General features: G+C 36.7%; 10 protein-coding genes. 7 read left to right on the forward strand and 3 right to left on the reverse strand.

The genetic code is table 11. The features are described from left to right. Positions 1-157: 157 nt before the first annotated feature. Entirely contained in the window at positions 158-388 is a 231-nt protein-coding gene (locus IM515_RS16640; RefSeq protein ID WP_287630283.1) for a hypothetical protein, read from the reverse strand. A 444-nt stretch (positions 389-832) separates the two neighbouring features. Here IM515_RS16640 and IM515_RS16645 point away from each other — a divergent pair, with 444 nt between their 5' ends. From IM515_RS16645 to IM515_RS16660, 4 genes are all read left to right on the forward strand, one after another. Continuing rightward, entirely contained in the window at positions 833-1,093 is a 261-nt protein-coding gene (locus IM515_RS16645; protein WP_002766683.1) for a hypothetical protein, read from the forward strand. Between the two features lie 2 nt (positions 1,094-1,095). Further along, the gene (locus tag IM515_RS16650; RefSeq protein WP_223211792.1) at positions 1,096-1,497 is read left to right on the forward strand and encodes a type II toxin-antitoxin system VapC family toxin; all 402 of its coding nucleotides are present in this window, start codon (positions 1,096-1,098) and stop codon (positions 1,495-1,497) included. Between the two features lie 361 nt (positions 1,498-1,858). Beyond that, positions 1,859-2,185, forward strand: coding sequence for a DUF4258 domain-containing protein (locus IM515_RS16655; RefSeq protein WP_002766689.1), 327 nt, complete (start codon positions 1,859-1,861; stop codon positions 2,183-2,185). After that, a complete protein-coding gene (locus IM515_RS16660; RefSeq protein ID WP_002766691.1) occupies positions 2,182-2,397 on the forward strand; it encodes a hypothetical protein in 216 nt (71 codons plus the stop codon). The genes IM515_RS16655 and IM515_RS16660 overlap by 4 nt, the downstream gene beginning before the upstream one ends. Positions 2,398-2,432: 35 nt before the next feature. Here IM515_RS16660 and IM515_RS16665 read toward each other — a convergent pair whose 3' ends face one another. Further along, positions 2,433-2,708, reverse strand: coding sequence for a BrnA antitoxin family protein (locus tag IM515_RS16665; RefSeq protein WP_002785377.1), 276 nt, complete (start codon positions 2,706-2,708; stop codon positions 2,433-2,435). 306 nt (positions 2,709-3,014) lie between these two features. On the opposite strand from IM515_RS16665, the gene IM515_RS16670 reads away from it, so the two are divergent. From IM515_RS16670 to IM515_RS16680, 3 genes are all read left to right on the forward strand, one after another. Next, the gene (locus tag IM515_RS16670) at positions 3,015-4,103 is read left to right on the forward strand and encodes an amidohydrolase family protein (protein ID WP_287630284.1); all 1,089 of its coding nucleotides are present in this window, start codon (positions 3,015-3,017) and stop codon (positions 4,101-4,103) included. An 82-nt stretch (positions 4,104-4,185) separates the two neighbouring features. Next, a complete protein-coding gene (locus IM515_RS16675; RefSeq protein ID WP_287630285.1) occupies positions 4,186-4,815 on the forward strand; it encodes a hypothetical protein in 630 nt (209 codons plus the stop codon). A 92-nt stretch (positions 4,816-4,907) separates the two neighbouring features. After that, a complete protein-coding gene (locus tag IM515_RS16680) occupies positions 4,908-10,694 on the forward strand; it encodes an AAA family ATPase (protein ID WP_287630286.1) in 5,787 nt (1,928 codons plus the stop codon). A gap of 21 nt (positions 10,695-10,715) precedes the next feature. On the opposite strand, the gene IM515_RS16685 is transcribed toward IM515_RS16680, so the two are convergent. Beyond that, the gene (locus IM515_RS16685; RefSeq protein WP_287630287.1) at positions 10,716-12,053 is read right to left on the reverse strand and encodes an AAA-like domain-containing protein; all 1,338 of its coding nucleotides are present in this window, start codon (positions 12,051-12,053) and stop codon (positions 10,716-10,718) included. Positions 12,054-12,406 lie beyond the last annotated feature (353 nt).

Below are 12,406 nucleotides of genomic sequence, written 5' to 3' on the forward strand. Positions count from 1 at the left end.
CAGGTCGGTGCTCGGGTTAAGCTGTCAGGAGCAAGCTGGAAACGAGAGAATGTTTCCCCTATTCTCCGTCTGCGATGTGCTTATCTCAATCGCTCCTGCCTTCTGAGTATTTATGCTCATTCCTAAGTGGGATGCACCCGCATCAACCATGCAATGGTTATGACATTACCGAACTAACTTGAATAGTTTCATGTTGTTGTGGAACACCAGCGTCATAGGTGATATCAACTGTACTTGCACCGGTTATGGTGGCGAAGTGATTAGTACAAGTAAATTGAATTGCACCACCTGCCAGACCTGTTAGGTTAACATTCATGGGTTGTGCTGTCATTAAACGAATATGATTAGCATCATGTGCTGCGGCTTGAACCAATGTAATAGTTGTCATTAGTATTTTCTCCAGTTAACGAGATTTTTTGAGGCAAAATGCCTTGTCTTTTGGGTTAAAAGTGATTTGTTTAATCACCTTTGATACCAGAATAAGTTTTATTTTGAGTAATGGCAATCTCTAAAGTTAATACTTTTCTAATAGGTTTTTTTGAGTAGAATATTAACTTTTATATTAGATTTATATTAGATTTGTATTAGATTTAAAGGGTCACTTTATGGTATGACTCCCTCATTCCTGAAAGTAGAACAAATGAATTAATCGGGCGACTAAAATTCTCAAAACCCTTTTACCCTCTGATTTGTAGCGGTTTTAGGGGATGAAAAGAAGGCAGCAAAAAAGCGATCGCAATTCTTGAAAACAGACAGCGATCGCCTTCTTCCTTGAATAAAGAAATGCTATGATTAGATGATGAGTATTACTGTTTAAACAAGTATCATTCTCATGGCACAATCAATTTACGAAGGAACTTGGGAAGAAATTGCCGCCTATGCTTCTGAATTAAAAGGGCGAAGAGTTAGGCTAACTGTACTTGATTCTGTATCAGACGAAGAAAAGATACCCTCTAGTAACTCCCTCGCTGAAGTCCTTAAGGGAAAAGTGGGTATCATTGAAGGGGTTTCCCCAGACCTTTCTACCCACACAGGAGAAAAATTTGCCGATTTAATGCAGGAAAAACAGCTAAAAAGAGGGGACTTGTCTTGATTTTGTGTGATGCGTCTGCGCTTATTGCCTTACTAAGTCGAAGCGACAATAACCATCAACGCTGTGTTGCTGTTTTACCCTTTTTACAACCTCCTCTGATGACCACATGGCCATGCTTTGTCGAAGGGATGTATTTACTGGGAAGGGATGTGGGTTGGCTCGGACAAAAGGCTTTATGGAGTTATTTAGAAAATCAAGATTTATCATTATATTCTTTTGAATCATCAGACATTCAAAGAATGCGTTTCTTGATGGAACAATATCGAGATGTACCAATGGATTTAGCAGATGCTTCCTTAGTAGCGGCAGCAGAAGCTCTTAATCAAAGGCTGATTTTTACTTTAGATACAGATTTCTATATCTACCGATTTCAAGGCAAGCTATCTTTTGAAGTTATTCCTTAACCTAAAATTAATAAAGAGGTTTGTTGATTGGGTTATCTGGCTCATCCTGAGAATATCCATGGATTAAGATATTCGTATTGAGAAAAATCCTATCGGACATTAGCATCTTCTACACAAATATACTTACCTTCCCACTCAGAGGAATATTCAGGGGGAATGACAACTGTACCATGATGGAGAATCGTCTTAAATTCAATTGCTTCCATTCGTTAAGCTTTATAAAGTGTCATATCAAGTTTAACCCAATCAATTGATTGGTAGCGTTTTCAGAGAATGAAAAGAAAGCATAAAAAAGCGATCGCAATCCTTGAAAACAGACAGCGATCGCCTTCTTCCTTGAATAAAGAGATGCTATGATTAGATGATGAGTATAACCTTCCAATTAGTTCTGGCTTTACTTTCCCGTGGGCAAGTCAAAATATCAGCCCATGGCTACGATGAACTAGCAAATGACGGTATTCTGGTAAGGGATGTGATAACAGGTATTAGAGAAGCTGTCATTCTCGAAGATTACCCGGAATATCCTAAAGGGCGTTGTGTGCTAGTCTTACAGAAAGATAGTCAGGGTAAACCCGTTCATGTGGTTTGGGGTATAGCCAAGAATACCGAATCGCCTGCTGTTCTAGTCACTGCCTATAGACCTGATCCAGCACGTTGGTCAAGTGATTTTACAAGGAGAAAACTATGACAAAAAAGTCTCACATTAAACTCATCCACATTGGAGAGTACATGGCTGAAGTGGAAGTCGAACTGATTGAGACTCCCGAAGGATGGTCGCCCTATTTATCATTAGAAGACGCTCAAAAATTAGATGATGTCCGGGAAGCCCTTCGTCAAGGTGATCTACAAAAAGCTTCCAATTTAGCACATCTTTACAAAATTACCCCTCTTACCGTTTAACTAAACTTTGACCAGAAAAAATTAAAAAGCGATCGCTATTCCTCAGAACAACACAGCGATCGCCTAACCGATAATTCTTCCCGAAGAATACGACGTAAATCGGACTGAGTGAGCGATCGCTCAGAAGGAGATTGGATATATTGTTTTAAAGCCTCATTAATTAGGGTTTGATAACCCATTCCTGCGGTTTCAGCCTGTTCTCGAAAATAAGCTAGAATCTCATCATCTAGATAAATGGTAATGCGTGTTTTTCCCGTAGAGGAAATGAGCGCCCCTCGTTTTCCTTTAGAAAAATCATATTCCTTTCTCATAAGTTTTTCTCTCTTGTTTTGTAGCACGACGAGCAGAAATCAAGCGAATGACTTCACCCCGCAAAGTATCACACGGATCGCCTTACCTTCCCACTTAGAGGAATATTCAGGGGGAATGACAACTGTGCCATGATGAAGAATCATTTTAAATTCAATCGCTTCCATTCGTTAAGTTTAATAAAGTGTTGTATCAAGTTTAACCCAATCAATCCAGGGAGTTTTAGGGGATGAAAAGAAGGCAGCAAAAAAGCGATCGCTTTTTCCCAATCAAATATAATTTAGCTAGAAAATTGCCAAAAAATCGCTATGCTCAACGGCTACAAAATTATTGATGCTGATTCCCACGTCATTGAACCCCCCGCAATGTGGGGCCAATACCTAGAACCTAAATTTAGGGAATTTGCTCCTTCTGCTGACATGAAAATCAAAGGAGAACCGATTAGTCAAAAAATCTCCCCACAAGTCCAAGCAGAAGGGAATAAGCAGATGATGCAAGCTCATCCCCATGCTTATCTCAATCGCTATAACCCGGAATCCCATGTTCAAGCAATGGTACAAATGGGGGTAGATAGGGCCTTTATTTATCCTACCTATGGACTGTGGTTATTTGCCATTGATAGCCTACCCGCCGAAGTGATGGGGGCTTTTGTCCGTGCCTATAATATATGGTTATCAGAAGAATATTGTAGCTATGACCCGGCTAGACTGAAAGGAGTCGCCGCAGTCAATCAACATGATCCCGAAGATATGGTCAAAGAGCTACACCGTATGGCAAACTTGGGCTGGAAAGCGGTTTTTTTGCGCCCTAACCCGGTTAAAGGCAGAATTTTGAGCGATCTAGCCTATGAACCCTTTTGGGCGGCCTGCGAGGATTTGGACATGGCTGTAGGAATTCATGAAGGCACTCATAGCCGCCTACCCACCACTGGTGCAGAGCGATTTAATAGTCGGTTTGCGCTTCATGCTTGTTCTCACCCGATGGAACAAATGATGGCGCTGTTAGCCTTAATTGAAGGGGGGGTGTTAGAACGTCATCCGAGGCTGAGAGTGGCGTTTCTAGAGTCCGGGTGTGGTTGGCTTCCCTATTGGTTATGGAAGCTTGACGAAGAATACAAAAATTTACATTGGGAAGTCCAAGATCGGGTAAAATTACTACCATCGGAGTATTTTCGCCGTCAATGTTACATTGCAGTGGAACCCTCTGAACCCTGTTTGGCTCAGGTCATTGATTTTATCGGTTCTGATAACTTAATCTTCGGGTCTGATTATCCTCACATGGATCATCAGGCTGATGGAGTAAAAAAAGTTATAGGACTTGAAGACAGCTTATCTCAGGAGATCGTTAAAAAAATCGTTTGGGAAAATCCTCAACGATTTTATGGTTTAGCCTCTTAAGGAAATTTTTTTTACAGAGTTTAGCCATCATTTAGCGTCTCTATTTTTTCCACAAATCTTCAAATCAAAGGAGTTTCTGCTCATGATTACATCTCAAAGTATTAAGCAATTACACAGCTTTGTTGTTAGTACCGATACCGATACCAATAAAGTTAAAGCTAAAGCTTCCCGTGCGTCAGATTCAGATGGGGTAAAGACTACACATAACTATTATAATCGAATTGTAAAACAGTGCAAAAAATTGGCTCAAATCGTAGCTATTTCTTGGCTAGAACATGAACATGAAAATGCTCTACAAATACGGCGGATATTTCTCCACTTTAAGAACAATGATTTTCAACGCCAAAGTCCGACCTATACAGATATGGTAGATTTACTAACAGGAAAAAAAGGAGATTTGTTAGAACCTTGGTTTCCCAATAATAGTTTTGGAGCAGTTTTTGATCAGGAAGAAATCGACTATTTTCTCATCCAGGTCAAATGGGATACCTTTGAAGGAAGTCTCCAAGAAATTCCTCAACCTTCTCTAGAACAAAAAGGGCCTTTCTTTATTATGACATTGCCCTATCCTCCCAAACCCAGTGCCGAGAATGTTAATTTAGATGATGTCCCGCGTGAATGGTTAACAAGCAAGGTAGATGTGAACAACACACAGGAAACAGTTAGCGATCCCTTTCCACCGGTTCCTTATCTTCCAACAACTTGTAGCTAATTAAATACCCATCACAAGACCTAGCCTAGCCATAGAATAAGTGTTAAACTTTAAACATGAGCTTATACTATGGCTTACTAGGTTAAAATATTATGGTGACTAACTATCGGATTCTTGAGAAAATATATGAAAGTAACAAAACGTTGGTTTATCGAGGCACTACACAGCCAGATAATCAACCTACTATTCTAAAAATTCTTAAAGAAAATTATCCAAGTGTTTCAGACCTTACACGCTACAAACAGGAATATGAAATTACTTCCTCTCTCAAGGTAGATAGTACCATTAAGTCCTATGATTTACAAAGACATGAGAATAGTTTAGTCATGTTTTTGGAGGATTTTGGTGGGCAATCTTTAGATTTATTGTTATCTCAACGTCAATTAGGCCCAGAAGAATTTTTAATCATTGCCATTCAGATAACAGAGGGATTAGCGGCCATTCATAACGCTAATATTATTCACAAAGATATTAATCCATCTAACATTGTTTATAATCGGCAAACTCAAAAACTTAAAATTATTGATTTTGGAATTGCTACCCATTTATCTCAAGAAATTCAAACCTTTTGTTCTCCCTATCAATTAGAAGGAACATTAGCTTATATTGCCCCAGAACAAACTGGAAGAATGAATCGAAAACTCGATTATCGGAGTGATTTTTATAGTCTGGGGGTAACTTTTTATGAACTTTTAACTAATAAACGTCCATTTGAAACAACTGATCCGATGGAGTTAGTTCATTGTCATATCGCACAACATCCCTTACCCCCTCATGAAATCACCTCAGATATTCCCTTAGCAATTTCTAATATAGTTATCAAATTATTAGCGAAAACCCCAGAAGAAAGATATCAAAGTGCTTGGGGAATCAAAGCAGATTTAGAAACCTGCTTGAACCAATTACAGTCTCAAGGACAAATATTGCCCTTTTCTCTCGGAAAACTGGATATTTTTGAAAAGTTTCAGATTCCCCAAAAACTTTATGGTCGAGAACAAGAAATTACTCAACTGTTGACAACATTTGAGCGAGTTATTCAGGGAACAAAAGAAATAATTCTCATTTCCGGTTATTCAGGTATTGGCAAGACTGCTTTAGTCAGTGAAATTCACAAACCGATTACAGAACAAAAAGGCCAGTTTATTCGGGGTAAATTTGAGCAATTACAGGGAGACATACCTTATTCAGCCATTGCTAAAGCTTTTCAAGACTTAATATATACAGTTTTGAGTGAACCGGAAGTTATTCTACAAAACTGGAAAACAAAATTGTTAGAAGCTTTAGATGGTAATGGAAAAATTATTATTGATATAATCCCCGAAGTTGCCAAAATCATTGGACAACAGCATCCCGTTGAAACACTTAGTAAAACTGAAAATCAAAATCGATTTCATAGAGTCTTTAAAAGATTTATGAATGTCTTTTTAACAAAAGAGCATCCATTAGTTATTTTTATTGATGATTTACAATGGGCAGATTTACCTTCTTTGAATTTAATTGAACAATTAATTTCAGATCCAGAGCTTCAATATTGTCTCTTGATAGGGGCTTATCGAGATAATGAAGTCAGTTCAACTCATCCACTAAGACGCACCTTAGAAAAAATTCAGCAAGCAAAAGTCACAATTAACCAAATTATCCTTAAACCCCTAAAAATAAATCATGTTAATCAATTAATTGCTGATACCCTGATTTGTTCAACAGAATTGACAAAACCCTTAGCTCAATTAGTTTTCAAAAAAACCAACGGAAATCCTTTTTTCCTCAGTCAACTTCTCTATTCTTTATACCAAGAAAAGTTATTAAGACTTAACATCGGTCAATCTTTTTTAAACTCAGAAGATAATCCCCAAGGTTATTGGCAATGGGATATAAAACAAATTGAAAAGGTCTCTATCACTGATAACGTCATTGAATTGATGGTCAATAAAATCAAAAAAATAGATGATCAAACTCAACAGGTTCTCAAATTAGCTGCTTGTATTGGCCATGAATTTAACTTAAAAATTCTGGCTCTGCTCAACCAGAAATCTCAAATTATCACGGCTAGAGAATTACAGTCTGCTCTTGATATGGGTTTGATTATTCCCCTAGACAATAACTATAAAGTTCCTTTGCTGTTAGATTTAGAAGAATTATCAAACAACCGTGCTGAAAATTCTTTATCTGTCTGTTATAAATTTTTACATGATCGAGTACAACAAGCTTCTTATTCTCTTATATCAGAGGAAGAAAAAAGAGAAGTTCATCTAGAGATTGGCCGTCTCCTCCTCAAAAATGTTCAAGAAGATGATTTACACAATCACCTTTTTGATATTGTTAATCACTTTAATAAGGGAGCTACTTTAATCACTAAACAATCAGAAAAAAATGAGTTAGCCAAATTAAATCTTCAAGCAGCGAAAAAAGCAAAAGCTTCAACTGCTTATGGAGTTGCCTTAATATTTTTAGAAGAAAGTTTAGCTTTGTTAGGTAATAATAGCTGGAAAAATCAATATCAGTTAACGTTAGAAATTCAGATAGAATTGTTAGAAACTCTCTACCAGAATACAGAGTGGGAGCGCATGAAAGAGCTATCTACAGATGTTTTAGAAAAAGTGACTAACATTCTTGATAGAGTCAAAATTTATGAACTAGAAATCTTGTCCTATTACGCTCAATTTCGGCCAGATATAGCTATTAATGTCGCACTTATTGCTTTAGAACAATTGGGAATCAAGATTGACCAAAATCAAAAAGGTGTCACTGAGAGAAAAATCAAAAATAAAATTAAGCAACAAACCAAATCCTTGAAATTACTATTACAAGATAAAAAAGTTGAAGACTTAGTTTACTTACCGAAAATGACCGACCCTTATAAACTTGCCGCTATTTCAGTAATGCAAAAGGTGACAACTGCTTTAGCGACAACAAATTTTGCATTATTTGTTGAAGTTGTATTAATTCAGCTTAATTTTTGCCTTAATTATAACAATCCCCCTCAGGCAGCCGCTACTTATAGTCTCTATGGAGTGCTTCTATGTGGAATTATAGAAGACTTAGATTTTGGTTATCAGTTTGGCCAACTATCTATGGCACTCTTAGAAAAGGATAATATCACGCAAATAGAGGCTTTTATTATTCATGACTATTATGGCTGTATTATGTATTGGAAAGAGCATATTAATCAAAAAATAATCTTAGAACAATTACTGAATAGTTTACAAAAACTTGTCAATGTGGGGAATAATGAATATGTTTCTTACCTGGCTTTAGATTATTGCTTAATCAAATTTTTCGGAGGATGTAATTTAAAAGAATTAGAGCAAGATTATTACAAATGTAGCCAATTAATTCAATCTCTCAACCTTGATTATTCTCGTAACTATATAGAAATATGCAGCAATATGGTTGTTAATTTGATCGGTATTGATCGACCTAAATATTTTATTTTAATTGGTCAATCCCAAGATCAAGAAGCTCAGTATATAAAAGATTTTATCCAAAATAATCATCAATGGTTGTTGTTTATTTACTATTTTGGCAAAATGTTTATTAATTATTTTTTAAAAGATTATGTCGAGGCTTTTAATAATAGTCAGTATGCAGATAAGTATGTGATAGCGATTGTCGGCTATATCGGCAAACCACACCATATTTTTTTCTTCTCCCTTTCTCATCTTGCCTATTATCCTACTTGTAATAGAGAACAACAAAAAGAATTATTAAAACAAATTAATAGAAATTTAAACCACCTGAAGAATTATGCTAGTCACTGTCCTGAAAACTTTCAACATAAATGTGATCTAGTCGAGGCAGAAAAGGCCAGAGTCTTAGGTCAAAACTGGAAAGCTCAAGAATTTTATGAAAAAGCAATTCAAGGAGCAAAAAAATACGAATTTATCCATGAAGAGGCTTTAGCTTATGAACGTGCCTCTGAATTTTATTTTACTTTAGGTAGAGAAGAAATCGGGAAATTTTATTTAAGAAATGCCTATCATTGTTACACTCGTTGGGGCGCAAAAGCCAAAGTTAAACAATTAGAAGAAGAATACCCTCAATATTTATTAAACATCAGCAATCAAAACAAATCTAAAGGACTGAGTACCACTATTTCAGCTACTGGTAATGGTGGAGCAGTTCTTGATTTAACCACTATTCTCAAAGCCTCGCAAGCAATTTCTGGAGAAATTAAACTAGAAAATCTTCTGCAAAACTTAATGAAAATTGTCATTGAAAATGCAGGAGCGCAGAAAGGTTGTCTGATTTTAGAACAGCAAGGAAATTGGGTCATTGAAGCTCAAGGAACAATTGATAAGGGAACGGTTAATATCCTAGAGTCAATTCCCCTAGAATCTATCGACCATGACAACTCAATTCCCATTTTACCCACTAGCATTATTAATTATGTCGCTCGGACAAAAGAAACTATCGTTTTAAGTGATGCAACTTCTGAAGGTCAATTTACCAATGATTATTATATTGTGGCTAAACAAACTAAATCCATTCTTTGTACTCCTTTACTCAATCAAGGTCAATTAAAAGGAATTGTTTATTTAGAAAATAATTTAACAACCAGCGCATTTACCTCAGAAAGAGTTGAACTATTAAATATTCTAGCAGCTCAAGCTGCTATCTCTATTGATAACTCCAGACTCTATCAAACCTTAGAACAAAGAGTAGAAGAACGGACAAAAGAACTCACAAACACTTTAGAGGTACTGAAAGCAACTCAAGCGGAACTTATCTTTGAAAATGACCTGCTTAAAACTGCTGAACAACCCCCCCAATTTGTCTATCAAGTGGGGGGAAGTTTACCGATGGATGCGCCGAATTATGTGGTTCGACAAGCCGATCGCAATCTTTATAAAGCTCTCAAACAAGGTCTATTTTGCTATGTTTTAAATGCACGTCAAATGGGAAAATCTAGCTTAATGGTACGGATGATGAGCCAATTACAAAAGGAGGGAATTAGATGTGCAGTAATTGACCTAACTCGGCTAGGAACAGACAATATTACCCCCGAACAATGGTATAAAGGATTAGCAGTTGATCTGCTCCGCAGTTTTGGATTAATCAAACAATTGAAAACTTTTAAAGCTTGGTGGAGTGAACAATTAGACCTGCCTCCTGTACAACGGTTAGGAGAATTTATGGAAGAGTTTCTTCTAGTTAATGACGATTTTAATCAGCGGCAATCTAAACAATCGACTGTGATATTTATTGATGAAATTGATAGCATTCTAGGGTTAAATTTTGATGTTTCTGACTTTTTTGCTTTAATTCGTTCTTTTTATAACCAGAGAGCGATTCAACCTCAATCTCAAGAGCTAACTTTCGCCTTTTTTGGTGCTACCACACCTTCAGCTTTAATTACTGACCCCCAGAAAACACCTTTTAATATTGGTAACGCTATTGAATTAGCAAGTTTTAAAGAACACGAAGCCCAACCTTTATTATATGGGTTAACAGAAAAAGTCAGTAATCTTCAGACCATGCTTAAACAAGTCTTAAGCTGGACGGGAGGACAACCTTTCTTAACTCAAAAACTCTGTCAACTGATGCGGGATAGTGAGCAACCAATCCCCTCTAATCAAGAAGAACAATGGTTGGCCAACTTAGTAGCAGAAAAAATTATTCAAGATTGGGAGCTGCAAGATCAACCCGAACATTTAAAAACCATTCAAGATCGCCTTCTTCAAAGTCCAAACCGACCCCATTTATTAACCTTGTATCGACAAATCCTCCATCAAGAACCAATACAGATTGATGACAATCCCTATTTACCTGAGTTGTTTTTATCTGGATTAGTGGTAAAACGCCATGGGAAAATGGACGTTCATAATCGAATTTATCAGACGATATTTAATAATGATTGGCTTGAGCGATCGCTATCTTAAAACCATAGTTCAAAAATTTATTTATACCGAACCAGTATATTGAATTATAAAGTATTTTTGATACAACTGACAACTGACAATTGCTTTATTTTCTCTGAGTTTAATTAAACCCATACTATTAAGTTTATAAGCAATAATTGGATCGACTATTATTGGTTGATTACCTTGACAAATCTGTTGAAAAACATCGGCCAGTTCGGGTTGTTTTTGTAAAGTGACCCAGTGCAGCTGTAAATGAGAGGAATAAATCCCCGTTAATGTAGTTGCTGATTTGATTAAATCTTGCATCGTGATTCGCTCTTGGCTAAGATGATAAATCGCTAAATGAATCAAGGCAGGATGTCCCCCTACTAAGTCGATCAATTGTTGAATTTCGTTGGTTGCTAATTCATTTAATTGATATTTTTTGGCCAATTCTGCCACTTGTTCTTGACCAAAACCCTGTAACTCTATGGGTAATCCCACATTAAAAGGAGACTGTTCTAATCGCAGAGAAACATAAGATTCTGTGGATTGAACAATAATTAAACGTAATTTCTGCCACAGGGGAGAGCGCTTAGATTCTTCATAACAAGCTCGGATTAAAGGTAAAAAATCTTCCGCTACTTTCGGGTGTTCAAAGACTCGATGCACTTCATCCAAAGCCAATACCAGTGGCTGTTTTATTTCTCGTAAAATATAATCTTCAAAATAAATTGTCCAACTCATTTTAATTCCTATATCTTCATCCCAATAATCATCTAATTTGGCTTCTAAATTCAACTGCCGAGCGCAATTACGGCAGATCCAGCGTAAGAACTTGTTAAAATTTGCTATGATGTCTTGGTCTGCTTTTTGTAAATCTAAACTAACAACTTGATAACCGAATTGTTGTTGACAAGCCTCTAAAATTGTTAATAATAAAGAGGTTTTTTCCCATTTTTTGGGAGCTTTAATGCGTACTAACGCCCCAGATTGGCCGATCTCCTCGATAATTTTTGCTTCAAGTTTTGTTCGTTTTAGATAATAATAAGAATTATAGGGAACAGGAGCATCGGGGTATTCTGGACGCTCATTCTGGGGATATTCATTACCGCAATACTGAAGCGATGTGGAGTTGGTAAAATGAGATTGTAGTCTAGATAAAAAATTTTTTTTATTGATCGTTTCTCCGATCAGTTGCGAGACTCTATCATAGAGTCCTGGGGCAACTACATTGGCAAGATAGCTGCTACTATAACCATTTTCTTGGGCAATTTCTTGATAGTTCTTTTTCTGCCAAAGTCCTCGCAATAATAATTGTTCTGTGTCATTGAGACAGCGATTCTCAAGCTTGAGCAGTTGCCCATTAAGAATCTCTTGGATTTCCTCGAATTTCATTATTTTTGTCCAAGGTAAGAAGATTTGAAGAAATAGATTATTTGATTTTCCAGTTCCGTTGCAGCCAGAAATATTGAATCTTGACATAACAGCACCGATTCAAACTGGAATTGGTATATTTGACAAACAAGCTGACGAGAACCAGCAACCGACAAAATTGTGCGACGGCAACACCGAGAGGGATTAATTTCCACCCTTGCTAGGAAATTATAGCTGGACTTCCCCCGTATAAACATACTAGCTATGGCTAAAAGTCTTACAGAGCCTGAGTTCAAGCAATGAAATACTAATGAACTACTGGACACAAAATCCTGAAGTTCTTACGCCGATAGGGTTTGAGGCAAAAATTTTCA

It is taken from the genome of Microcystis sp. M44BS1, from assembly GCF_020244875.1.
Taxonomy (GTDB): domain Bacteria; phylum Cyanobacteriota; class Cyanobacteriia; order Cyanobacteriales; family Microcystaceae; genus Microcystis; species Microcystis panniformis.

Bases quoted from the DNA above. Each gene is read 5' to 3' on its own strand.
- IM515_RS16640 (WP_287630283.1), bottom strand. From the start codon at position 388: ATGACAACTATTACATTGGTTCAAGCCGCAGCACATGATGCTAATCAT.
- IM515_RS16645 (WP_002766683.1), top strand. From the start codon at position 833: ATGGCACAATCAATTTACGAAGGAACTTGGGAAGAAATTGCCGCCTAT.
- IM515_RS16655 (WP_002766689.1), top strand. From the start codon at position 1,859: ATGATGAGTATAACCTTCCAATTAGTTCTGGCTTTACTTTCCCGTGGG.
- IM515_RS16660 (WP_002766691.1), top strand. From the start codon at position 2,182: ATGACAAAAAAGTCTCACATTAAACTCATCCACATTGGAGAGTACATG.
- IM515_RS16665 (WP_002785377.1), bottom strand. From the start codon at position 2,708: ATGAGAAAGGAATATGATTTTTCTAAAGGAAAACGAGGGGCGCTCATT.
- IM515_RS16670 (WP_287630284.1), top strand. From the start codon at position 3,015: ATGCTCAACGGCTACAAAATTATTGATGCTGATTCCCACGTCATTGAA.
- IM515_RS16675 (WP_287630285.1), top strand. From the start codon at position 4,186: ATGATTACATCTCAAAGTATTAAGCAATTACACAGCTTTGTTGTTAGT.
- IM515_RS16680 (WP_287630286.1), top strand. From the start codon at position 4,908: ATGGTGACTAACTATCGGATTCTTGAGAAAATATATGAAAGTAACAAA.
- IM515_RS16685 (WP_287630287.1), bottom strand. From the start codon at position 12,053: ATGAAATTCGAGGAAATCCAAGAGATTCTTAATGGGCAACTGCTCAAG.